A 24,583-nucleotide genomic window follows, 5' to 3' on the forward strand; every position below is an offset into this window, starting at 1 on the left:
TAAATGCCTCAGGAAAATAGATATCAGGAAGTCAATAGTGAAGAAGTATATGATATTATTACTGCAGTTCCTTCGTGGATTTTGAGATGGGGTATCACTTTAATTTTTGCCATTTTAGGTGGGATTATTTTGCTCTCTGCGTTGATTGAATATCCGGATGTGGTTAAAACTAATTTGAAAGTTAATAGCTTGAATTCGCCTAAGCAGGTTTTAGCAAAACAAAGTGGCAAATTAACCGCTCTGCTGGTACAGGATGGGCAGATGGTTGAAGAGAACCAACCATTGGCATTTTTTGAAAGCACGGCAAATCCAAATGATGTATTAAAATTGACTGAACAGTTAAAAAAGTTTCAAAATAATCTTATAACCAATAATCTTGCTATTATCAATTTACCTACCGGTTTAAATCTAGGAGAATTGCAAGGTGGCTATCAAAGTTTTTATCAGCAATATTTACAGTATCAATCAACTCAAAAAAATGGTTATTACCTGAATCGAATGGCATATTTGGAACGCGATCTGAAAGATATCACTATACTGAAATCACAGTTGATTAAACAACAGAGTATACAAAAACAAGAGTACGCCAATAATGAAAAAGAATACAGAGCCTATAAACAGCTTTATGAGAAAAAAGTAATTTCGAGCAGCGAATTTTCTCAGCAGGAAAACAAATACCTTTCTTCGAAATATCCATTGCAGCAAACCGAAACTGCAATGATTAACAATGCTAGCAGTTACACTAGTAAAGAAAAAGAATTGCTCGATTTGAAACATACCATTGTTGAAGAGCAGGCTAAATTTCTACAGTCACTTAACCAATGTATAACTGAAAGCAATGCCTGGATATTACAACATATTTTAAAAGCACCTGTAGCAGGTAAATTAAGTTTCGCGGGCATTGTACAGCAAAACCAAAATATTCAAGCTAATCAAGAGGTTTTTATTGTCAATCCGGGCAATGCCAATTTTTTTGGTGAAATACAGATTCCGCAATATAATATGGGTAAAATACGCAAAGGTGAACGTACGCTGGTTAAATTAAAAAGTTATCCTTTTGAACAATATGGTATGATTAGGGGACGCTTAACCTTTATTTCGGATGTGGCCTATAAAGATAGTGTTTTCATCGCCAAAGTGAGCTTTGAAAAGTTTGAAAATAAAGACCCAAGTAGGAAAATTATATTAAAGAATGGTATGCAGGCAGATGCAGAAATCATTACTGAAGAAAGTTCGTTATTACAGCGTTTTTTTAGAAACATAACCAAGATGATGCATAGCCAGTAAAACAATGTGCAGATGAGTTAAAATACCGCTTAAGCAGGCTTGCGTGAAAGCCGGCAAACTTCAAAACAAATTTGCTCAGCAAAGCTGAAATGAAAAAAGTACTGGGAGGAAAAAAAGAAATGATGTGTGGTGTTTGCGATGGTAATCTTGTACCATTCGATTGTATGGGGAACATGGGTACAACTGATGCCAATGGAATATTTGTAGGTGGCCAATGGTCGCCAACCAACGGAGGTTGTTCAGGACCCGTTATGTATACCTGCGTAGGAGAAGTGGTTATGCAGCCATGTGCTTAATTTCCTGAATTTTTAAGCTATTCACAATGCAGTATATCCTGCATTGTGAATAAATATATATCTAGTCCATTATCATTAATTAAGTCAAGTACTATTTTCTTACTTTTGCAGCATAACCCAGAATCAATATGCTTCAAATCCAGAAAAATATTTCTTTAAAACCATACAACTCATTTGGTATAGATGTTAAGGCCAGTTATTTCGCTGAAATATTTTCTGAAGCAGATTTAGCCCGACTGTTTAAAAACGAGATCGTAAAATCTCAAAAACTCCTGATTATAGGCGGAGGGAGTAATGTGTTATTTACTCAGGATTATAATGGATTAGTTATTAAAATCAGCATCAAGGGTATCCAAACCGAAATGATTGATGGTAAAGTGTTGGTAACAGCCGGGGCTGGTGAAGTATGGAACGATTTTGTAAATTACTGTGTTGGGCATCATTTTGCAGGTGTAGAAAACTTAAGCCTGATCCCTGGCACAGTGGGTGCATCGCCAATACAGAACATTGGCGCTTATGGGGTAGAGCTGAAAGATGTTTTCGAAAGCTGTAGCGCGTTTGAAATTAAAACGGGAAAAATCAAAGTCTTTACTTACGATGATTGTCACTTCGGTTACCGTGAAAGTATTTTCAAAGGTGAGCTTAAAGGTAAGTATATCATTACATCTGTTACTTTTCGTTTATCAGCAGAAGCGAAAATTAATACCTCATATGGTGCAATTGAAACAGAGCTGTTGAACAGGGGAATCGAAAACCCAAATATTGCCGATGTTTCATCTGCCGTATCGCATATCCGTGTAAGTAAACTGCCCGATCCATCTACTATTGGTAATGCAGGCAGTTTCTTTAAAAACCCAGTGATCGAAAAACATGAATTTGCCGATATTGTGGCAAAACACCCCGATGTGGTACATTATCCTACAGCTGATGATAAAATCAAACTAGCAGCAGGTTGGTTAATAGAGCAATGTGGATGGAAGGGTAAGGTGGTTGGCCAAACAGGTACCTGGAAAAACCAGGCTTTGGTTTTAGTTAACCACGGACATGCAACTGGCACGGAAGTGTATAATTTTTCTGAACAGATTATAGACAGTATAAAGTCTACTTTTGGAGTCACTTTAGAAAGAGAAGTAAATATTCTGTGACGAAAGTTTGCTCTTAAGTAGTTGTACGCTTTTAACACCGTGCCAGAAAATTTTGGTACTAAGTTTGTTTGGTTTTAAGTGAATGAACAATAATTCATTTGTTTTTTTTCTACCTAAAGCTAAATATCATGACAAAATTTGAATTCAATCATCTGGTTAATCATCACTCGGTATCGCTTAGATCTTATGCTTTAAATTTTACGAAAGACGCAGAAGACGCAAATGATTTGGTTCAGGATACCATGCTGAAAGCGATCACTTATTACAATAAGTTTAAAGAGGGTACGAATTTAAAAGGTTGGTTGTTTACCATCATGAAAAATACTTTCATTAACAACTATCGCCGACTGGTGAAAACTAATACTTTAATTACACAGAGCGAGGATATTTCTTCTGCAAACCTTTCATATAGTGCAACTAAAAACCAGGCAGAGAGTAAATTTGTGCTGGGCGACATTGATAAAGCCCTATCACAATTGCCTGAAGAGTACTATGTGCCTTTTATTCGTTATTTTGAAGGATATAAGTATCATGAGATTGCAGATATGTTAGCTATTCCGATTGGAACAGTAAAAACACGTATTCACGTAGCAAGAGGAATCCTTAAAAAGTATTTAAAAACATATTCTAAAGAAATTGCAACATCAGAAGTGATGTAAACATTATTCTTAATTCCCGTTGAAGAACATTTTAACTTAAAAGCTCTGGCATTACCAGGGCTTTTGGTTTTTTAAATTTGATTTATAATTAGCGATATCAATAACCGTTCAGCTAATAGATAATGATGAATATTAGGAAACTTTTTGCTTTTAAGATGTTGAGGGCAGAAATATGGTAAAAGCAAAAGGCCTGAAAAAATCAGGCCTTATTTGCTTATCATATATTTGGTTAGTTGATTCTTATTTTTTCTTTCAACAATGTGCCTTCTCTCTAATTTCGAAACAAATACAAACCCCAAACGATTATGTGTTTTGAAGCTTTATTGCAGTATTTTTGTTTTGTGGTTATAAAGATAAGGGAAATTTTAAATTTGTCAAGCTTTTTTTAACTTTTTTTTTATTTCTTTTGCTACCACTTGTCCCGATATGATTGCAGGTGGTACACCAGGCCCCGGAACGGTTAATTGTCCGGTGTATAAAAAATTTGTTACCTTACTTTTCATTTTGGGTTTTAAAAAAGCAGTTTGTTTCAACGTGTTTGCTAATCCATATGCGTTTCCTTTAAAAGCGTGATAATCTGTTACAAAATCATTCATGGCATAACTGCGTTTAAACAAAATGTTGCCACCAATATCGTTTCCGGTTAAATCTTTGAAGCGATTGAGCAATAAATTAAAGTATTCTTCTCTTTTACTTTCGTTATCCGGTAAATCGGGAGCAACCGGAATTAAAAAGAAAAGATTCTCACAGCCTTCCGGTGCTACACTTTTATCGGTTATAGAAGGACAGCAGACATAAAATAGTGGTTTTGATGGCCATTGTGGATGGGTATAGATTTCTTTAGCATGTTGATCAAAATCTTCATCAAAGAATAAGTTATGGTGTAATAGATTGTTTAGCTTTTTATTTATCCCTACATAAAACAATAAGCAGGAAGGAGCCATGGTTCTTTTTTCCCAGTATTTTTCATTGTAATTGCGGTAAGGTTTATCAAACAAATGTTGGTCGATATAATGATAATCTGCATTGCCCACTACAAAGTCGCTTTTAAAATTTCCCTTATTCGTAATGACGTACTCTGCCAGGTTGTTTTTTACTTCAATTTTGGTTACTTCTGTATCGAAAATAAATTTTACACCTTCGCTTTCAGCTAGGTGCTGCATAGCGGCCACAATTTTGTGCATTCCACCCATTGGGTACCAGGTGCCTAACACAAGGTCGGCGTAGTTCATCAAACTGTATAATGCAGGCGTATGCTGGGGGGTAGCACCTAAAAATAGGACAGGGAATTCCAAAAGTTTCCTCAACTGCGCATTTTTGAACAATTGGTGCACATGTTGCCTCATATTACCCAGAAGTTGTAGTTTAATGCCGCTAAGGGCCAATCTCGGATCGAAATATTCCATTACGCTGTGCGAAGGTTTAAAAACATATTCGTTCATACCTACTTCGTACTTGTATTTGGCCTGATCGAGAAAATGTTTCAGGTTTTTGCTACTTCCTGGCTCAAGTTTTTCAAATAAATCGTATAAGTCGTCTAATGTTGCCGGGACATCAACAATATCTTTTTTGCCAAAATAAATTCGATAAGAAGGGTTTAACCTTTTTAGTGTGTAAAAATCAGAAGCAGTTTTACCAAATAGCTTGTAATAATTTTCAAAAACATCAGGCATCCAGTACCAACTGGGGCCCATATCAAAAAGAAAGCCGTCTTTTTGCCAGCTCCGGGCCCTGCCGCCAGCCATTTCGTTTTTTTCGATAACTGTAACATCACAGCCATCTTTAGCCAATAAGGCTGCCGCAGCCAAGCCCGCAAAACCGGCACCTATAATGGTAACCGTAGTTTTTTTCTCCATGGTGTAAATAAAGGAATTTTATTGCTTTTTGTTTTTGTTTTTTGTCATTCTGCAGTTGTCATTCTGATCATAGTGAGAATCTTTAATGCATGTTTTACCATTAAGGATTTAGGAATGTTAAGCGGAGTTATTTTAATATCCTTAATTTCTTAAATGTTAAAGAGCGAATATCTGTGAAGAGAACTTTTAATAGATTTCTTACATTTGCCAACATCTCATGATTAAACTACGCATTATATTTTTTTTGCTGTTTGCAGCAAGCCATACTACTTACGCTCAGTTATCTACCCAAGAAATTGCGATATTAAAAATTAATATGGTTAAGGCAGTAGAAGATTCGAAGCTAACCGACTCATTGTTTAATAAGTTGAGCAAACTGCCCAATAAAACAGCTTTGATAACGGGCTACACCGGAACCTTAGAAGCGCTTAAAGCCAAACACTCCTGGAATCCATACAACAAGATTAGGTATGTGAGCCGATCGCTTAAAACCATGCAAAAAGCCATTGATATGGATGAAGAAAATATGGAGATCCGTTTTATGCGGTTTTCTATTGAATTTTATACGCCCTCTTTCCTCGGTTTTAGTAAAGATTTAGCAAAGGATAAAAAAGAAATCGTTAAACATTATCAAAATGAAAGTTTTGGTCTTGCCGATCGCGAATTGGTTAAAAACGTAGCTAAATTTATGATCGACAGTAAAAAATGCAGCCCTGCCGAAGTTAAAATTTTGACAAAACACCTTTAGAATGAATTATACCTATCTACTTATTAACCTTGCTGTAATTTTTTTTCCGCTGGTTTTATCATTCGATAAAAAGGTTCATTTTTTTAGCAAATGGAAGTTTGTATTTCCTGCAATATTGCTTACTGGTGTTGTTTTTTTAGTTTGGGATATCTTATTTACTAAACTCAATGTATGGTCTTTTAATCCCGATTACTTAGTAGGCGTAAATCTTTTGGGGCTGCCCTTAGAAGAGATTTTGTTTTTTTTAACTGTTCCATATGCCTGTGTATTTATTTACGAGTGTTTAAACGTCTATTTTCAAAAAAATGACCTGCAAAAATATAGCCTCGCATTAAGTAATCTGTTTTTGGGACTTTGTGGGGCTATGTTATTTTTTGGTTATAACAGGTGGTACACGCTGATTAATTTTGGCTTTTTATTTATGGTACTGGCCTATGTAGAGTATGTAAATGTCGAATTCAGGTTTATGTATAAATTTTATAGGGCTTACCTGGTTTCGCTTATCCCTTTTTATATCGTTAATGGATTTTTAACATCTATCCCAGTTGTGTTGTACAACGATAAGCAAAATCTGGGTTTTAGAGTAGGTAGTATCCCTTTCGAGGATCATTTTTATTTAATGGGACTGTTGTTGATGAATATTTACCTGTACGAAGTTTTTAAGAGCAGGAGCAAGAAAATCATATCTTAATGTGCCGTTTTTATTTGGAAATGAAGGTGCGGTGATTCTTGGCGGTGTGTATTCCCGCCATTTATGGCTCCGATAGAAAAACCGGAGGCTGTCGCTACTGTTGGGTTTATTAACAGCGTAAGTGTACCTGCAACCCCGACAATGAAATGCTGTTTTGGCCACCTAGTCCCCTTGCCGTTGCAGGCGGGCTGAAGCGGTACCTGCCGCTATGAGGTGCGAGGCAGCGAAGCGTACAAGCGAAAAACGGAAAGAGCCGTATTGTTATGTTCAGGCAGTACACTCCAAAAAAAGCTCATTTATAACATATAAGCTTATATATTCTTTATTTCTGGTTAAAAACCTTTTCTCTATATTCAACGCGAAATTGATGCAATGAATTTACCCACTTATACCAAACAGCAGCTCGCTTTACGCAACGGACAGGATAAACCCCAGATCTGGGTGGCTTACAAAGGGTTGATTTACGACATGACCGATAGCAGGTTATGGCGAAATGGCAAGCATTACGAACACTGGGCTGGGCAGGACCTCACCGACGAATTGCCGGATGCACCACATACCGAGACTGTTTTTGAAAAGTTTACTCCGATTGCCATCTTGGTTAAACCAGGTTAATTTTAGTAAGGGTTGATTGCTTTAGCTCCTTAAATTCTGACGGCCTTTTACCTACCATTTTATAAAAAGTATTACTGAAAGAAGAAATGCTGTTGTAGCCCACCTGATAGGCCACTTCGCTAATGGTGGCATCGCTTTCCAATAACTTTTCCATCGCCTTAATCATTCTGGCAAGTTTCAGGTACTGGAAAAAAGAAGTATCTAAAGCCGACTGAAATAGTCTTGAGAGCGTACGCTCACTAAAGCCCATGGCTTTGCCCACACTTTCTAAACTCATGCTATCGTTGCCTAATCCATCTACAATATATCTTAACACCGGCCTTAAGCGCATGTTATCAGTGGTCGGTAGCGCAATGGGCAAGGGATGTTCGCTCACCACTGGCAGAATGTTTTTAAGTGTATTTAAAAAATCGTACTCGTGTGTTTTAGGTGCAATATTCCCATTCCAGCGCTCCGAAAAGAGGAACATCTCTAGCAAAAGGTTGTTTACCGGGTAAATACCAATCTGTTTGTAAAATGGGTTTTCATCATCTGTAGCGGTGTCAAAATAAATATTCCGCACAATAGCAGCATGATAACGGTGCTGCAAATGGTGCTCAACCCCCATGGGGATCCAAACATAGTGCCGGGCAGGCAAAAAATAAGATTTCTCTTTGGTGTAAAGAAAAATAATGCCACCCTCTACATAGGTAAGCTGTCCTTTTAAATGCTTATGGTCCTGAAATCGGTCTTCAAACCTGCTATGCCAAACATACATGGTTTCTGGTCTTTCGTCGATTGCAAATAAAAGGTCTTCGTTGCTAACTTTTATCATTTGGCTGGTTTGAATAAATATATGTCAGTTTAGATAAAACAAAGTAACAAATCTGTAGCGAAATTTGCATTATTAATTAACAGATATGATTTTTTTAAAGCGTAAAAGGATGTTTTGGGTGTGCATGCCCTTTCTTTTATTATCAATTTTTGTACATGCACAAACTGTTTCAGATCAAAGCAATTTTACCATCAACCAGGTTTGGGCAATGGCAGATAGCAACAATAAAAGGATTCAGCTGCAGGGTCTGAGTGTGCTGGCAGCAGATGCCCATGTAAAAGTGAGTAAAGCTGAACGATTGCCTGAAGTTGCTGCTGAAGGGGTTTACGCGCATGTTTTGCCCTTGCCAATTTACGAAAATGGATTGTTCCATACGCCAGGCCAGTTTCCGGTTGCGCCTACTTATTATAAAGCCAGTGCTGATGCTTATTTCAATATTTATAACGGTGGAAAAATCACAACGGAGATCAATGCTTCGAAAGTAGAAAGCGAATTGAGCAGGATACAAAAAGGACAGAATAAGCAGGAAATCCATTATATGGCGGCAGTTTATTTTTACGATGTATTCCGCAATATTTCGTACTGTGGCTTGTTGGAACAGGATATCCGCGACCGAGAAAAGCAATTGGCCGAAATTAACCAGCTGTATAAAAACGGTACGATATTAAAAAGTGATGTGCTGAGGGCCGAATTACGTCTTTCGAAACAAAAGATGTTGCTTACCGAGATCGAAAACAGCATCCGAATAGCTAAACAGAAGCTTAATATTTTAATTGGCAGGGCAGATGATGCGCCTTTAAATCCGCAGATTTCGGATCAGGAAACGGATGCCATTGCGTTAAAACAGGTTGATGAATATTTCAACGATGCCAAAGCATCTTCTTACAAAATCCAGATTTCGGAAAAGGAGCAGGTACTCGCGAAATTGAAACTCAAAAATGTAAAATCGAATGTGATGCCTTCTCTTGGTTTCTTCGGTGAATATGCATTTGCCTATCCGCAGATCCAGTTTTATCCTTACGCACTTTCGCTTTACAGTACAGGTATGGTGGGGTTAAAACTTAAAATCCCGATTTCTTCCTGGTATACCAATCAGCACAAAGTGAAAGAAGCAGAACTTAAAGTACATCAGCAGGAAGTAGAAGACGAAGATGTAAAGGATCATATCCGACAGGAAGTGCAGGAAAATTATATCCGATATAAAGAATCGGTGCAGCGCATCACATTGGCCGAAGAAAATATTAAACAGGCTACAGAAAGTTACCGCATTGTGCAGAATACCTATTTCAATCAACTGTCGCTTTTAACCGATCTGTTAGATGCCGAAACACAATTATTGCAATCGAAATTCGAACTGACCACCGCAAGAGTGAATGCGAAAATACAATACTATCAATTACAAAAAGCCGTAGGAAACTTATAAAATGAATACACAGAAGCAAAGTAAAGCCGATAAAATTATTAGTAGGATCACTACCATAATCGCACTCATCGTGTTGGCGGTGTTGGTAATATGGGGTGGGAAAACCCTTTTTGGCTATATGCAATACGAAGAAACCAACGATGCACAGGTAGATGAATATATTAACCCGGTAATAGCAAGGGTGAGTGGTTATATTAAGGCTGTAAGGTTTGAAGAAAACCAGGAAGTGAAAAAGGGCGATACGTTGGTATTGATTGATGATGACGATTATACCGTTCAACAAGACGAGGCTTCGGCTTCTTTGTTAAATGCAAAAGCACAGGTTTCGGTACAACAAAGCAATATTAAAACAGCACAAAGCACCGCTTTGGTTGCCGAGGCTAAAATTGCCGCTGCAAAGGCCAAACTTTGGAAACAGCAAACGGAATATAATCGCTATAAAAAACTGTTCGATGCAGAATCGGCTACCCGGCAACAGTTGGAAACAATTGAAAGTTTATTGCAGGTGGCACAGGCCGAATACCAGGCAGCCAAAGAAGATTATGCAACGGCTATTTCGAGAACGAATGATATTAAAGCGCAGCGCAACGTACTGGAATCTGAAATAAAAAGGAGAGAAGCCGTAGTGAAAAGAAATAACCTGAATACCTCTTATACGGTTATTGTGGCGCCTTATGATGGCAAAATGGGCAGAAGGACCATACAGGTGGGGCAATTGGTTCAAACCGGCCAAACAATAGCTTATTTGGTAGATAGAAGCGCAGGAAAATGGGTGGTAGCCAATTTTAAGGAAACACAGATTGCGAAAATGCATATTGGCGAAAAGGTTAATGTTGAGGTGGATGCTTTCCCGGGACAATCGTTTAGAGGTGAAATTGAATCGCTATCTGGTGCAACTGGCTCGAGGTTTTCATTGTTGCCACCCGATAATTCGACAGGGAATTTTGTGAAAATTGCGCAACGAATCCCGGTCCGTATCCGTTTAGATAAGCAGGAAAAAGGGATCGATGCATTAAGTGCCGGAATGAGCGCCATTGTTAAAGTGAAAAAAAATGACTGATCAATTGCCCATATTTAAAGCGAGGGTTCCTGAATGGCTGATCATATTGAGCATTTTTGCAGTGCTTTTATCGTCTGTTTTGCTTTTTGCACTGTCGACTGCCGATGGTACTGCTGCGGCAGGTTATTATGGGGCAAATGCATCGGATGTTCAGTTTTCTTTACTGATGTTTTATGCCGCGGTAGCTAGCTTTGCAGTGGTTGAGCGGCGTTTTTTTGCGAGGGTAGTTACTAAAGATTATTTGTTGATCTGTATTATTTTAGAAGTCCTGATTGCTTATTGGTGTTATCATACTCGCGAAATCCGGCTGATTTTTGCCTTAAGGTTTTTGCAGGGCATTGTAAACTGTGGTTTAACCAGTATTTCACTGAACCTGCTTTTTAGCAGGTTAAAATCGGAATATGCAAAAGAAACGGGTTACACCATTTTTTATGGAATGATTTTGTGTGTATCGCCGGTTACCGCCCTGTTCTCTGTGCCTATAGTAGAGAATTTTGAGTATAATGTGGTGTATAAGGCCATTATATTTTGTTTTTTGCCTAGTGCTATACTGCTTTTTTGTATAATGAACAGGGTACATATTTTACGCAAAACACCACTGTACAAAATAGACTGGATGAGTTTTGTACTCTTTGCTACAATGCTGGTGTTAATTGCCTATGTACTTGTTTATGGGCAACAGTACGATTGGCTTGATGATTCGAGTATTCTGTTCTCTATTTTTGCTATTCTGTTTTTGTTTCTGGTTTCTATAGCGAGGCAAAGGACTTTAAAAAGGCCAGCAGTTGATCTGAGTGTATTCAAATCAAGAAATTTTGCCATCGGAATTGTCTTTTTGGTGGTTCTTTATGTGATCCGTGGCGCTTTCAGCCTCACCTCATCTTACTTTATTACCGTTTTGGGGATGGATTCACTTCATGCCAACGAAATCATGATTTTTAATATAGGTGGAGTGGTTGTAGGCTCTGTTATTGCAATCCGTTTTCTCGTCCGCCAGAAACATTTAAGGGTACTTTGGGTAATGGGTTTTATATTTCTTTTTGTGTTTTTCTTATGGATGTGCCAGTTATTTGCAACTGAAGCCGGAACAGGAAATTTTTACCTGCCTTTGTTTATGCAGGGGGTGGGAGCTGGGATGGTGATGTCGCCGATTGTGATGTTTATTATGTCATCTGTTCCAGAGAAACTGAGTCAATCAGCATCTTCTGTAGGTATTTTTGTTCGTTTTTCTACTTTTAGCCTGAGTTTGGCCTTTATTAATTTCTATCAGTTATACTTTAAAGGAAAACATAATGATGATTTACGGAGCAGCCTAACTTTGCTGGATTTTAACCTGCCTGACAGATTGAAAATGTATCAAGCGGCATTAAGCAGTAGGGGGATGCCACGCGATGAAGCTGGGAAAGCCGCAATCGGTTTGTTAAACAAAGCCGTGCAGAAACAAACCTTTCTGCAGTTCTGTGTAAGCTATTACCAGTGGATTGCGGTACTTTGTCTGTTATCGATTATTCTTATCGCCTTGCAGCCGGTAATTAGTAGAACAGTAATTAACTTAAAGAATAAACAACCGGCAGCTGCTGGCTTTTAGGTGATTTTGCAGTTGTTCATGTCGTCACCCTGAATTTATTTAAGGGGCTTTATTTCAGAAAGGATGCTAAATAAATTCAGCAAAACAATCGAATTAAATGAACTGTTGGCAGTAAAAAAAAACGCAGATTTAAAAGAAGTTCATCTCTAAATCTGCGGTTTATTTATCTGCAATTAAAACTGCAAACCGTTAACTGAAAATTGCCAACTGATTATACTTCTATCGTAAAAGCACTTAAGCTTACAAATTCTTGAATTCTTGCCGCAACTTCTTCTTCGGTTAAATTTAATAATCTTTCTGTTCCAAATTTCTCTACGCAGAAAGATGCCAGTGCAGAACCATAAATGATTGCGTTTTTCATATTGTTGAAGTTGATTGTGCCTACTTTAGCCAAATAACCGATAAAACCACCTGCAAAGGTATCGCCCGCACCTGTTGGATCAAATACTTCGGCTAAAGGTAACGCCGGAGCAGAGAAAATCTGATCTTCGTGAAATAACAATGCGCCATGTTCACCTTTTTTAATGATCAGGTATTTTGGGCCCATTGCAAGGATTTTTTTAGCGGCTTTAACCAATGAGTATTCGCCCGATAACTGACGTGCTTCAGCATCATTAATGGTTAATACATCAACCATTTTAATCGTCTCCAATAAATCATCCATCATAATATCCATCCAAAAGTTCATGGTGTCCATTACAATTAATTTAGGGCGGTTTTTAAGGCGTTTAATTACCGTTTGCTGCACTTGGGGGGTTAGGTTGCCTAACATCAGGTATTCGCAGTCTTGATAGCTCTCTGGGATAATTGGGTCGAAATTTTCCAGTACGTTCAATTCCGTAATTAAAGTATCGCGGCTATTCATGTCGTTATGGTATTTACCTGACCAGAAAAATGATTTTTCACCTGCTTTAATTTGTAATCCTTCGGTATCAATACCATGTGCGGTGAAGGTGTCGATGTCTGATTGATGAAAGTCATCACCCACTACAGCTACAATTTTTGCTTTATTATAAAAGTAAGAAGCGGCTAAACTTGCGTAAGTTGCTGCACCACCAACAATTTTATCTGTTTTTCCAAAAGGAGTTTCAATAGCATCAAAAGCTACAGTACCTATGATTATCAGGCTCATATATATGTATTAATTTTTTTTTAAAATTTTTCACTGCAAATATTGCATAAATAATTTAAAAGCCCTAATATTGCATTCCCAAAACGAACAAGGGTATGTGTGCTGCAAAGTACAAGAAACCTCGTTTCAGGAAACAACCAGCACTCCTTCTTAGCTCAGCTGGTTAGAGCATCTGACTGTTAATCAGAGGGTCGCTGGTTCGAGCCCAGCAGAGGGAGCCAAAACCCGCAACGAAAGTTGTGGGTTTTTTGCATTTAGGACTGTGCAAGAAATTTATCCTAGTTGCAATGAGGGGGCTAAGAGTCAAAACTTTAGCTATCGCTATATTTTAATCTCCGTTTTAAACACTACTGTAGCATTCCCTTTTATCTTAATTATTGCAGGAAGGTCATTTTCGATTTTAACACTCACCTGTATCACTCCAGGCCTTTTCATTTTTTCGCCCTGTTTACCATTGAATTCGAATAGGCCATTCTTTGCATCAATGATTTTATTCTGTATTAAATATCCTCCAAATGGCCCGTTTGCATTACCTGTAACCGGATCTTCGTTTATTCCGATTGCCGGGGCAAACATTCTTCCATGTATCAATATGTCGTTATCATCCGAGTCGAATGTAAATACAAAATACCCATTACAATTAATCTGTTTGCTTAGATCAGCCAAACTGGGGTAGTTTGGGTTTAGATCATTAAGTTTTTTCCTGCTTTTTATCCCAATCATCACTTTTGAATGTCCTGTAGAGGCAATTTGAATAGGGCATTTTTCATCTATATCAGAATAATCAAGTCCTAAGGCGGCTAATGTTTTTTTAGTGGTGTTGTCATCGAATGTAGGACTGAGTTCAAATTTACCCTGGGTCATGATTACTTGGTAATCCTCCGTTTCCTTAACGATTTCAAAAGGAAGTGTACCAATCTGGGTTTTAAACCTTAAAATGCAAGAGTCTAAATTGTGTTCAATAGCTTTTGCATACATCGCGGCAATTGTAGCATGACCGCAAATCGGAACTTCTGCTAATGGTGTAAAATATCTGATTAAGCCATCTGAATCATGATCATCAGGTGAAAAAAGAAAAGCCGTTTCAGAATTGTTTAATTCTTTTGCAATCTGCTGCATTTGTGTGTCTGTCAACCCGTCTGCATTTACAACTACGCCAGCCGGATTTCCACTAAACCTCTCTTTTGTAAAAGCATCTATCTGATATATTTTAAAAGTTTTCATAATCTTTTCGGACTTTTTGCGGGCTTCTTCTCTGTAAATAATTTGCTTGGTGCGTATAGATCAAATATATCGAAATTTACGGGTAGGGCTGAGATTCTGGATAGATAAGATGGGTAACGGCTTAATTTATGACGATTTGTTGAAAAAGTAAAAAGACTTTTAATCAAACTTGTGTAGTTAAATGACTATGGTTTTTTGTAGTTAAATAGCTATATAATGAATTTAAGAAGAGATGTATTTCAGGCCACTGCCTGACCCTGCCAGGAGGGCCATATTATTGATGTTGGCTTCGCAATCTATAACGGCAGGTGCCATAGCGGCCAATTTTAACAAGGCAAGGCCAACTCTTTCAAAACGCCTGCAAATTCTTGCCGAGTGTGAATTGCTAGCGCAAAAAAAATGAAAGAAATTGCCGATTTTATTGATCCGAGCACACCTTTATCAGTTTTTACCAGAAGGTATTTTTAGATCATTTCGAAATACTCAAAGTTGTAATATAGGCTCAAATTTGGTTTGATTCGAGAAATTATTTAGAAAAACCCACAAATGCATTAAATGCATCTGCGGGCAGTAAGAGAATCAACTACAATCTCTTAGGTTAACTATGCTTGCTAAAAGAACACGCATTGGTTAATTATCGATTATTTTTTGAATAAGGTTTTTTAGTTCTGGATCTGATGGACGAGGGGCATCTGCCCTGATAATTTTACCAGTTTTATCAAAGATCATAAACCTTGGTATACCAGCAATTTTGTAATAATCCAAAATGTCTTGTCCGCCTGAAGAGAAAAGCTGTACTCCTGATAATTTTTTATCCTTAATCATATTCAACCATTTGGCTTTATCTTTTCCCGCATCAACCGAAATACTTATAAACTCAATGTTTTTCCCTTTCAAATCCACTTCAAGCTTTTGTAAATATGGTATTTCGTCTATGCAGGGTTTACACCAGGTAGCCCAAATATCAACAAACACATATTTGTCCTTAAAATCACTTAATGTTCTGTTTTTACCAGCCTCATCGGGATAGGAAAAGTTAAATGCCGGAGATCCTCCTTTATAAGTAAGCAGGGGTATTTTAATGGCGTTGATTTGTTTTTTTTGATGATCAGTGATAAAAAACTGAACAAAGTTCCTGGTTTTGGCATCAAATTCTCCTTCCGATTTAATACCCTTTAAATAGGAGAGTACAACATCACCCTTTAGCGTATCATTAGGAACAAATTTTAAGTCTTCCTCCAGCCAAGCAGTTTTAGTGTCTTTTAAATGAGCCTGGGTTTTATTCAGGTAAATTAAACTCAAAAGTAGCCGTTTCCCATATGGGTAATTGTAGATGAGAGAGGTGTTTTTGGCGAAATCGGATGCTTTCAATGTGGAATAAAAATCACTATATTCCTCAATTTTGGGGTGTGCTGTTCGTGGCGTTGATACAAAGTTTGTCGCCAGAATTGCAAGATCCAATTTAATAATATCTTTAATGGCGGCATCAAATTTTGCATTACCTGTCTGCTTCCCTTTTAAAAAGTCTTTTGATTCCTTAACCGTTATCTCCTGTGCTGGAAAATAATCTACAAAAGTGCTAAGGGTGTTGTCAAAATAAACCGATTTCTGCTCAAGTGACTTTGTTAGATTATACCATTTATTCAGAACCTGATTTTCTTTCGAATTTGATTTGCCGGAAAGGGTATACAACGTATCGTTTGTCAAGGAAATAGATAACCTGTCTTCCTTTTTAAGGTAAAACTTAAACTTTTTTTGAAGGCTTTGATCATTATCATATCCCAACACAAACAGACCTTCATATTCGGGATAAAAATAAAATCCAAAATTTCCAGCCTGATTAGGGCGCGCCTGGGCAATTTGTTCAAGCTGTCCGTCAAAGACCTTATACAATTTTACGGGCGATTCTAAATTTGTTGTTTCTCCACTAATCGTTACCTGGCTTTGGGCTTTAACACCAAGTATTAAAAGTAAAATGACAGTGATGTTTAAAATTTTTCTCATATATAATTTATTTTATTATTCTTTTATGCGGGCGGGGAGAAGCTTACATTAGCTTTTTGGCCGCTCCCTATAGCTTACACTTACAATTTTACCAAAGCCTGTATAAGCGCCCGTTAAACTTAAATCTGCATTAAGATTTGGAACTTTATACAACTCCATTTTGCCGCTATCTGTCGGACTACCCAGGCTATAGCTACATACTACCAACTTATTTGAAACACCAACTGTACTTTGTTTAAATACCTGTTGAAATTTTATCAAACTGATTTTATCAGTTCCTTTATCTATCATAAGCTTACTTGTTTTATTGAACATATCATATTCATATATTTTGGAACCAACATTGTAAAAGATATATCCGAAATCAGGATTAATTGCAAATTGCTCTGCCTTATCAATATCAGTCGCCAACATTTCCTGATAATAATTTTGCTTATATCCATCACCTGGATTAATCCGTGCCAAATAATATTTGGACGTTAGCTGGTTCTTTAAAATAGCAAAAGCTTCTCCTCCATTATAACTTGTATTATCCATAAAGACCAGGTCCATCCCAGTTTTGTTATAATCAAACAAAGGCTGGTCCGGCATTAGCGCACAAGACGATTCGCCATTAACATGCCTTACGAAACGTTGTTTTTCTTTATCAAATAAGATCGCACCAGCAGGATAATCTGAAGTTACAGTCGCTATAAAGGGCGAAGCAGGAAACACTTTATTTTCGCCTCTAACGATATTAATGGGCACACTATAATTCCTTGACCATGTATAAAAATAATAATAGTAGTTGCCCTGCGTATTTACATAAGAAACTTCCTCATCTGCGGCCTTTATAAAATCCACATGCAAATCAGAGGGTACATTTGAAGCAAATTCATAGGCTATTGCTAAAGTGTTTTTCCATGAAAATGTTTCAGGATCAATCTTCGTGGTCAATTTATCTGTTGTGATATAAATACCGTAGGTTGAGGGATTCCAAGGGTAACAATATATATCTAAAGGTTTTCCTGTAAGGGTAAGATTTGAGCCAGTAGTTTTTAAAACATCTTTTATCACATTTAAATTTTGATTAACCATATCCAATCTGGCAGTTCCGTTGATGTCATTTAAAACCATCCAGCCTTCATAAACCTCGCTGCTTACCTGTAAATCAAAGGATTTTGTAAAAGTGATCCCTGTTTTTTTGTCTGTAACATTATAAAAAACCTGGTACTGGCCTGAAGCAATGGTAATTAACACATTCAGGTTCTTTGTTTTTGCCAGGTTTTTTCGCTGGTCTTTGGGAAGCACCGAATAATCCTTAGTTAAAGCATACCATTCATAAGTATATTGGGCGGTATCGTTTTCATCTTTGGTAAATTTCAGTACCGGATTGATTACGAGCGGCTTTCCAATCTCCGCGGTATAACTTTTTTCAATCCCGCCAAAATTCACTTCGTTTATCGGCTGATAATCATAATTGCCCAAATCCTTTTTGCAGCCAGAAAAGCTGCCAATTAGTGTGAAAAGAACAATCGCTGTATAATATATATTTTTAAGCATCTTTTGGTTTTTATAATTGTTAAAAGTTGTCTCCCATCCTCATAGGTGTTCCATCTTCATCGTAAACGGTTTGGCCCGCTGCCGCCAGATCATTTAAATAGCGCTGTACAAAAAGTGCGAAATAATTCTCCTTGTTTAAAAAAGCCTGTCCGCCATCATTAAACTGACTAACCGTGAGCCCCAAAACATTGGCCATTAAGACTATCTTTTTTTTACTGAATTTTCCAAAAAAGTAGTTGGACCATAGAGAAGGCATACCGAAAATATCGTCCACTTTTATTTTGTAACCAATATAACTACGCTTAGCCCCTGTAGTAGTATTTGTCACCACTCCGGGCATCACTGTTTTGAAATTCTCGTTAGATACTAAATTGAGTTTTAATGTCAGGCGTTGATTAGCGATATCTATGGTTCTATGAAATTTTATTTTAATGGTATCCTGCAATTGATTTGGTTTAATCTCAAATTTCGTATTGACAAAATCAAAATGAACACCTTCTTTTGCTGTAGAGGTAGGATCAATCTCCAGTTTGTATTCTCTACCTGAAGCTGATACTGCTCCAATAATCTGTACAGGGAGACGGAAGATGGAATCTTTAACACTTTCTTTAGCAAAAGCAAAGGAGATAAGTGTACTATCGCTTACCGCGGAGCCTGAAGACTGGATGGCAGGTAAAAAATAAATGCCAACATCGCCATTATAAAACGGGAGGTCCTTCTTGCAGGCATTCATTACAACACTGGTAAGTAATATTAAGGAGAAAATATAAATTAATTTTTTCATACTGATTAGTGTGGTTTAACGTGGTGAAGTTTCTGATAGTGGTAAAGGAAATACATATTTAGCGGCATTCAAATAGACGGGCTGATACGGATTCCCAAACGGAAAGATCATAGATACTTTTTTCCTTTTGTAATAAAACCAGAGCTGGCCTTCTCCAAAAAATTCTTTGGTATATTCATTTTGCAGTTCATTACTAAAAGAAGCCGTTTGAGGTACATCTAAAAGTCCACGGTTATTTCGCACTGTATTTAAGTAGGAGAATGCAGTAGCATTGTCTGGTGCAGATTCTGCAGCAATATAATACACTTCACTTAACCTTAATAAAGGAACTAAAAATCTCGAAGGTGCCGACTTGTCTTCTACATCGGCATATTTATAAAATGTTTTATATGATTTTCCCGTTGGAGCAATTTTCCAATTAGGATTATACCGGTAATCGTTTTCATCTCCTTTGAATACATCGTTTAAGGCATCCGGCGAAGGAGCAAGAATAGACTTATCTGCTACATCAGCAGAAAAATAATTTTTTTGCACATCATATAAGCCCGGACTAAACAGGCTAAAAAGCAATTCCGAAGAAAATATCCGGTTTGGGTTCCTGCTTTCTGAGAGCACCTCGGTAGATTGGACCCAGGGAAACAATGACGTGTTTTCAATTACCGCCTTTGCTGCCAAAAATGCTGCTGCTTTATTCCCCTGTACAATAAGGCCCTTGCCTGAAGTCCTTTCACTGCAAAATAATTCATTCGTTGATTCCTGTTGTTCAGGTATGTTTGATTCTGACCACTTTGTACGCCATTCCGGATAGGATCGTTAGCAAGCAAGGACTCGGCACTATGAAGATCCGATAAAATTTTACCCATCACCTGGTTAGCGGGAAGTATTGGACCGTAGCTTGTTCCGGCAACAGTACTGTAAGGAATAGCAGGTTTAGTAGAGTCGGCTGAATTATATATCGGCCCATACATTCTCAGTAAGTCCAAGTGCATAAATGCCCTTAAGCCAATGGCCTCTCCTTTGAATAACGAATCTTCGCTGGCGGATAAAACAGCGCCTTTATCTGCATCAAGGTGTTCGATAAATTTATTTACATTCGTGATATTCACATACATGCTTGTCCAGATTTGGTCTATCGTGGCTTTAACATTTGCATTGTTATAATCATGGATGGAATAACTGTAAAGATCAGCGACCTGGCTATCAAAATTGTACCGCTGTGCAAAAACTTCCAGGATCGTACTGTTCAAATTTGCACCATATAATTTTTGTGTTGACATATCCAGATAAACACCATTGATAGCTGTGGCAAAGCCATCTTTAGTCTTAAAGATCTGTTCGCCGGTAAATCGGTCTTCAGGCTGCACATCCAGCCATTTTTTGCAGGATGAAAAAGCTACTAAAATGATCAACCCGATATATATAATTCTTGTATTCATGATTTTACCTTATTAAAATGAAGCATTTAGACTGAATGAAAACGATTTTGCATAAGGATAATCGATCCCACGTTCTCTTTTAACTGTAGAAAAATAAAACAGGTCGTTCATGTAAGCATTCAAAATCAAAGAGGAAATGCCTACTTTTTTTAACCATGTTTTCTGGTCGAACCTGTATCCCATGTTGATTGATTCACCACTTAACGAATTCTCTTGCTGGATGAACCTGGAAGAAATTGGGGTTGTACTAGTCAAAGAAATCCCCTTAAAACGGGCATTGTCTCCTGGCTTTTGCCACCGGTCGTATAATGCCCTTTTGTCCTGGTTCTCTGAAAGGCCCTGAAAACTGATATTCTCCACTTTTGAATACAGCGCATTATTAAAAATATCTCTGCCTAAAACATACCGCAGATAGATACCCAAACTGGCGCCCTTATAGTTAAAACTCGTGCTGATTACGCCCTCAATTAATGGAGTGCCTGATCCGGACTTTACAATATCGGCAGGATCATAAGTAAAAGTATATTCTCCATTTTTCTTCAGGAAAACCTCCCTGCCGGTAGCGGGATCGATACCTTTTGAGGGCACCGCCCAAAGATCATCCGGACTGTAACCATCCTTATAACGAATAAGAGAGTTGCTGTTGAGCTGTGCTGTATTTAAAGAAGCTAGGGTGTTATTAAAGTTACCATATTTGCTCTTATAAATAGAGCCCGTGTAACCGATTGTCCAAATTATCCTTTCGTTTGGTTTGTATATAGGAGAGAAATTAACGACAGCCTCAAGCCCCTTTGTGTCTAAATAACCAACATTTAACGGCAGTTTAGAGACACCGGTTGATGAAGGCAGATCTACCGCAACAACAAGTGGAGAAGTTTTTTTTCGATATGCATTAATCGTAAAATTGAGTTGGTTTCCCCACAATGCAATATCGGTTCCAATATTACTCTGTACTGTTTTTTGCGCTTCCAGGTTAGGGTTACCCAAAGTACTTAAGAGTACACCTTGGCCATAAGGGTTGATTCCTGAAAAATAATTGTAGGTATCAATGGAAGAATAACTGGAGAAATTTTGATTTCCCGTTACACCTATATTGGCTCTTAATCTGATCAGGGTGATCCATTTAATATCTTTTATACCCTTTTCATTGTTTACATTCCAACCTAGTCCGCCAGAATAATAGGGTGTGTACGGATTACTTGAGCCAAACGCTGTACTTCCATCGTATCGAATAGATGCATCGGCGAAGTATCTTTTATCGTAAATATAATTTGCGGTAAAAAGCAATGCGTCTGACCTCGATTTACTTTTTACAGATGATGGTCTCGAATTTGGCTGATAAGAATAAGCAAAACTTGGATTGCCATTGCTGGCATTTGGAAACCCAACCGCTGTATAGCTACCATATTGATTATTATCTTCTCTGATCTCTGCTCTCAGGTCAGTAGTTAAAGCATGCTTTTCTTTAAATACTTTCCCGTAAGATAACATCAAATATCCATTATAATTAAAATTATCTGACCTGTTGTTGGTATAACTTCCTTTTTCAAATGCATTTGTGCTATCAAAAATCGTATTTAGTGGAGAAATGAAAGTTTGACCAGTTGTAATTCCCTTTTGGATTTGAAATGCAACCTGAGCCAATAAATTGTCCGTTAGGTTCACTTTTACCTGAAATGCATTTTGAATAGCAAAGTTTTTAGAACCGTCGTAACTATTTAAAGCGGCATTGTAAAGTGGGTTGGTTACATCGTAATTTTTATCAAGTTGTATAATATTATATGTTTGCTCCAAGAACCTTAGGTCTGTCCCAAGTTTGCGATAATATGGATTTGCTTTCACGTAGGTACTGAACGATCCATACGGAGACTCGGTCGTTTTATATCCATTTATTTCTGTGGTGTTGGAAATGTTAAATTTTCCTTTTCGATAAGAGAGATCAATATTTGCGCCCCATTCATCCCGTCCGGAACCTTTCATGGTAGCCTTATTTGTTTTATAACTTGCGCCTACTCCATACTTAATAGCCTCAGCTCCGCCAGATGCATATAGGAAATGTCTCTGAGAGAACCCAGTTTGTAATGGTTCGCTTAGCCAATAAGAATTTACGCCTCTTTTAACCTCTTTCAACCGATTTGCGTACATCGCATCGAGGTCTTGCTGAAGATAGGCATTAGGAAACGAAAGGGTATACCTGCCCGCTAATTTTTCAAATTGAAGCTTTTCCTCTGCATTCATCATGTTATACCCACTCAGGTCAGGCAGTTCTACGCTTAAATCTGTCGTATAATTTAGCTGAAGCTCTCCAGGTTTCGGTTTTTTTGTTTCAATAACTACTACACCGTTGGATGCCTTAGAGCCATAAAGTGCCGTTGATGCTGCATCTTTTAAAATGGTGACAGAAGCTATACGGTTCATATCAATGCTGACTATCCTGGTTAACGAGGTCTCAAAGCCATCTAATATAAATAAGGGCTGATTGGGATCGGAGGCAAACTGATCTTGTAAGGTTGTTGATCCAATACTTGTTTTGCCACGGATTTCTATCTTCGGCAAAACATTTGGATTTGATCCCGCCAGGTTATTTTGTATCTGTATAAAAGAAGGATCCAGCGTTTTTAAACTTTGTATAATATTCTGGTTTCCAATAGACTTTAACTGCTCACCGGTGAACGTGGCTGTTGCCCCTGTGAAACCATTTTTGCTACGCTGTACAATACCGGTTGATATCTTCACCTCATCCAGGTCTTTAACGCTTTCTGTTAACTCAATCACAGATGAAAATGTTCCGCCAGGAATAATCTCCACATCAATCTCCTTATATTTGAAGCCAACGTGTTTAATCATAATTACATACTTTCCAGGAGGGATATCTGGAAAGATAAATACCCCATTTTTGTCGGTATAAGAGGTTTTAATCCTCTTTTCGGTGGTATATAAAACTACGGATGCACTAGCAACCACAACTCCTTTTTTGTCTTTTACAATTCCCCGTATGGTTGGTTCTTTATTCTGAGCCTGCAGGTTTAAGCCCGTTAAAATAAAAAAGAACATCAAGAGAAATACATTTTTTAGTTTCTTCTTAGTAACGTATTTAATCATTTAGTTTTAGTTTAATTGCTGGTTTTCTATTTATTAATTCATATTTAATTGTATAACCCATGGTTGTTTTAGAAACTGTGAGGTTGTTTAAAGCGCATATCATATTTAAAAATCCTGCAGGATCATCTCTTCCAAATTCATATTTTCCGCTAAACACTTTTTTCCTTATCGAATTTTTTTGATAGTCAATTTTGATGTTCAATTCTTTGGAAAGCACATTAAATACAGTTACTAAAGATTGGTTGTTAAAAACAATGGCATCGCTGGTTATGGTAGCTCCGTCGCCAGAAACTACCGGATCGGCGATTTTAATGGGGTCTTTCTGGACAAATTCACTCACTTTAGTCGCATAATTCTTTTTATTTAAAGAAAAACATTGCCCTGAAGTCAAATAAACAGTCGTTACTCTTGCTGCCAGCAGCTTATTATCTGGCTTAATAACAACCTTCCCTTCTATTAATTTTACCTTGATGAACCTGCTCCTATGATGTGCGGAAATCCTGAAAATTGTACCGAGTGCGGTAGTGGCTAAGTTGGAGGCATATACAGTAAAAGGCCTTTTTTTATCTTTATGTACCCTAAACAATGCCGCCCCTTTCAGAAAAATATCTCTCTTGTTTCCTATAAAGGGTAAATAACTAATCTCACTATAGGGCTCAATTTCAACAATCGACCCATCAGGTAAATCATATTTTTCTGTTCTGCTACTTTTATTTTTCAGCACAATAGGAGTCTTTTGCATTTTTAAGCTAATGTTGCCAAAAGACTGGTTGCGTGTCTGTTGTGATGTGTATTGGTATAAAATGACCGTCGACACGATTAATAGAACAGCCGCCGCATAGGAGAAGACCCTGATACGGGTATCTCTTCTGTTCTGTCGGTCAAAAATGCGATCCAAAATCCTTTCCATCATCTGCTCAGAAATTCTGTTGTCAATCTGTGGAGCGGATTCCATCTCCTCCTTTTCCACTTCATCCATGTAGGTGTTAAAGTTCACAGGAGCCTTTAAAAAACGGCTCACCGCGATTGCTTCTTCTTTACTGCATTTGCCGGCAAAAAATTTATCAATAAGGTTTTGATCAATTTGCATAATGGTATTACGTTTTTGAGCAGGGGTATCCCTAGCGCTTAAGAAAAAAAATTGAAGTAAAGTAATGGGTTAAACAACAAAGCATTT

22 protein-coding genes and 1 tRNA gene are annotated in these 24,583 nt (G+C 37.6%); 12 read left to right on the top strand and 11 right to left on the bottom strand.

Annotated features, from left to right (window positions below; genetic code table 11):
• Positions 1-3: 3 nt before the first annotated feature.
• The 4 genes from H9N25_RS23095 to H9N25_RS23110 all read left to right on the top strand — a co-directional run bounded on the left by H9N25_RS23095 (position 4) and on the right by H9N25_RS23110 (position 3,387).
• Positions 4-1,287: an HlyD family secretion protein gene (locus H9N25_RS23095; RefSeq protein WP_190327370.1), complete on the top strand. Its 1,284-nt coding sequence runs from the start codon at positions 4-6 to the stop codon at positions 1,285-1,287.
• Between the two features lie 89 nt (positions 1,288-1,376).
• Positions 1,377-1,583 (top strand): hypothetical protein, encoded by a 207-nt coding sequence (locus tag H9N25_RS23100; RefSeq protein ID WP_190327371.1) that lies wholly within the window; start codon positions 1,377-1,379, stop codon positions 1,581-1,583.
• A gap of 128 nt (positions 1,584-1,711) precedes the next feature.
• A complete protein-coding gene (murB, locus tag H9N25_RS23105; RefSeq protein WP_190327372.1) occupies positions 1,712-2,728 on the top strand; it encodes a UDP-N-acetylmuramate dehydrogenase in 1,017 nt (338 codons plus the stop codon).
• A 128-nt stretch (positions 2,729-2,856) separates the two neighbouring features.
• Positions 2,857-3,387, top strand: a complete 531-nt coding sequence (locus tag H9N25_RS23110; RefSeq protein ID WP_057931296.1) for an RNA polymerase sigma factor — start codon at positions 2,857-2,859, stop codon at positions 3,385-3,387.
• Positions 3,388-3,761: 374 nt separating this feature from the next.
• Here H9N25_RS23110 and H9N25_RS23115 read toward each other — a convergent pair whose 3' ends face one another.
• Positions 3,762-5,243, bottom strand: a complete 1,482-nt coding sequence (locus H9N25_RS23115) for a phytoene desaturase family protein (protein WP_190327373.1) — start codon at positions 5,241-5,243, stop codon at positions 3,762-3,764.
• A 217-nt stretch (positions 5,244-5,460) separates the two neighbouring features.
• On the opposite strand from H9N25_RS23115, the gene H9N25_RS23120 reads away from it, so the two are divergent.
• The 3 genes from H9N25_RS23120 (at position 5,461) to H9N25_RS23130 (ending at position 7,297) form a co-directional block, all read left to right on the top strand.
• Entirely contained in the window at positions 5,461-5,991 is a 531-nt protein-coding gene (locus H9N25_RS23120; protein WP_190327374.1) for a hypothetical protein, read from the top strand.
• A gap of 1 nt (position 5,992) precedes the next feature.
• Positions 5,993-6,682, top strand: a complete 690-nt coding sequence (locus H9N25_RS23125; RefSeq protein ID WP_190327375.1) for a lycopene cyclase domain-containing protein — start codon at positions 5,993-5,995, stop codon at positions 6,680-6,682.
• A gap of 372 nt (positions 6,683-7,054) precedes the next feature.
• A complete protein-coding gene (locus H9N25_RS23130) occupies positions 7,055-7,297 on the top strand; it encodes a cytochrome b5 domain-containing protein (RefSeq protein ID WP_167296409.1) in 243 nt (80 codons plus the stop codon).
• On the opposite strand, the gene H9N25_RS23135 is transcribed toward H9N25_RS23130, so the two are convergent.
• Complete coding sequence (locus H9N25_RS23135; protein ID WP_190327376.1) at positions 7,284-8,111, bottom strand: helix-turn-helix domain-containing protein; 828 nt, start codon at positions 8,109-8,111, stop codon at positions 7,284-7,286. The two genes, H9N25_RS23130 and H9N25_RS23135, sit on opposite strands and share 14 nt — an antisense overlap.
• Positions 8,112-8,196: 85 nt before the next feature.
• Between H9N25_RS23135 and H9N25_RS23140 the strand changes: the two genes are divergently transcribed.
• The 3 genes from H9N25_RS23140 to H9N25_RS23150 are packed head-to-tail and all read left to right on the top strand — an operon-like array spanning position 8,197 to position 12,182.
• On the top strand, positions 8,197-9,534 hold the full coding sequence (locus tag H9N25_RS23140; protein ID WP_190327377.1) for a TolC family protein: 1,338 nt from the start codon (positions 8,197-8,199) through the stop codon (positions 9,532-9,534).
• Between the two features lies 1 nt (position 9,535).
• Positions 9,536-10,594 carry an HlyD family secretion protein gene (locus H9N25_RS23145; protein ID WP_190327378.1) on the top strand — a complete coding sequence of 353 codons (1,059 nt, stop codon included), beginning with the start codon at positions 9,536-9,538 and terminating at the stop codon, positions 10,592-10,594.
• Positions 10,587-12,182, top strand: a complete 1,596-nt coding sequence (locus H9N25_RS23150; protein ID WP_190327379.1) for an MFS transporter — start codon at positions 10,587-10,589, stop codon at positions 12,180-12,182. Before H9N25_RS23145 ends, H9N25_RS23150 begins: the two co-directional genes overlap by 8 nt.
• 211 nt (positions 12,183-12,393) lie before the next feature.
• Here H9N25_RS23150 and H9N25_RS23155 read toward each other — a convergent pair whose 3' ends face one another.
• The gene (locus tag H9N25_RS23155) at positions 12,394-13,314 is read right to left on the bottom strand and encodes a PfkB family carbohydrate kinase (RefSeq protein ID WP_167296414.1); all 921 of its coding nucleotides are present in this window, start codon (positions 13,312-13,314) and stop codon (positions 12,394-12,396) included.
• Positions 13,315-13,458: 144 nt separating this feature from the next.
• Between H9N25_RS23155 and H9N25_RS23160 the strand changes: the two genes are divergently transcribed.
• Positions 13,459-13,535, top strand: a tRNA-Asn gene (locus H9N25_RS23160).
• 100 nt (positions 13,536-13,635) lie between these two features.
• On the opposite strand, the gene H9N25_RS23165 is transcribed toward H9N25_RS23160, so the two are convergent.
• On the bottom strand, positions 13,636-14,538 hold the full coding sequence (locus H9N25_RS23165; protein ID WP_223833492.1) for a PhzF family isomerase: 903 nt from the start codon (positions 14,536-14,538) through the stop codon (positions 13,636-13,638).
• 280 nt (positions 14,539-14,818) lie between these two features.
• Here H9N25_RS23165 and H9N25_RS23170 point away from each other — a divergent pair, with 280 nt between their 5' ends.
• Positions 14,819-14,941 carry a hypothetical protein gene (locus H9N25_RS23170; RefSeq protein WP_255524660.1) on the top strand — a complete coding sequence of 41 codons (123 nt, stop codon included), beginning with the start codon at positions 14,819-14,821 and terminating at the stop codon, positions 14,939-14,941.
• Between the two features lie 227 nt (positions 14,942-15,168).
• On the opposite strand, the gene H9N25_RS23175 is transcribed toward H9N25_RS23170, so the two are convergent.
• Genes H9N25_RS23175 through H9N25_RS23205 form a run of 7 tightly spaced genes read right to left on the bottom strand, consistent with a single transcriptional unit; the run spans position 15,169 to position 24,496 of the window.
• The gene (locus H9N25_RS23175; RefSeq protein ID WP_190327380.1) at positions 15,169-16,542 is read right to left on the bottom strand and encodes a TlpA family protein disulfide reductase; all 1,374 of its coding nucleotides are present in this window, start codon (positions 16,540-16,542) and stop codon (positions 15,169-15,171) included.
• A gap of 48 nt (positions 16,543-16,590) precedes the next feature.
• Complete coding sequence (locus H9N25_RS23180) at positions 16,591-18,084, bottom strand: PKD-like family lipoprotein (protein ID WP_190327381.1); 1,494 nt, start codon at positions 18,082-18,084, stop codon at positions 16,591-16,593.
• Positions 18,085-18,103: 19 nt separating this feature from the next.
• Complete coding sequence (locus H9N25_RS23185; protein WP_190327382.1) at positions 18,104-18,868, bottom strand: DUF4843 domain-containing protein; 765 nt, start codon at positions 18,866-18,868, stop codon at positions 18,104-18,106.
• Positions 18,869-18,883: 15 nt separating this feature from the next.
• Entirely contained in the window at positions 18,884-19,543 is a 660-nt protein-coding gene (locus H9N25_RS23190) for a RagB/SusD family nutrient uptake outer membrane protein (RefSeq protein ID WP_190327383.1), read from the bottom strand.
• Positions 19,525-20,304, bottom strand: coding sequence for a RagB/SusD family nutrient uptake outer membrane protein (locus H9N25_RS23195; RefSeq protein WP_190327384.1), 780 nt, complete (start codon positions 20,302-20,304; stop codon positions 19,525-19,527). Before H9N25_RS23195 ends, H9N25_RS23190 begins: the two co-directional genes overlap by 19 nt.
• 12 nt (positions 20,305-20,316) lie before the next feature.
• A complete protein-coding gene (locus H9N25_RS23200) occupies positions 20,317-23,406 on the bottom strand; it encodes a SusC/RagA family TonB-linked outer membrane protein (protein WP_190327385.1) in 3,090 nt (1,029 codons plus the stop codon).
• A complete protein-coding gene (locus tag H9N25_RS23205) occupies positions 23,399-24,496 on the bottom strand; it encodes a FecR family protein (protein WP_190327386.1) in 1,098 nt (365 codons plus the stop codon). The genes H9N25_RS23200 and H9N25_RS23205 overlap by 8 nt, the downstream gene beginning before the upstream one ends.
• Between the last annotated feature and the right edge of the window lie 87 nt (positions 24,497-24,583).

It is taken from the genome of Pedobacter riviphilus (assembly GCF_014692875.1).
Classification (GTDB): domain Bacteria; phylum Bacteroidota; class Bacteroidia; order Sphingobacteriales; family Sphingobacteriaceae; genus Pedobacter; species Pedobacter riviphilus.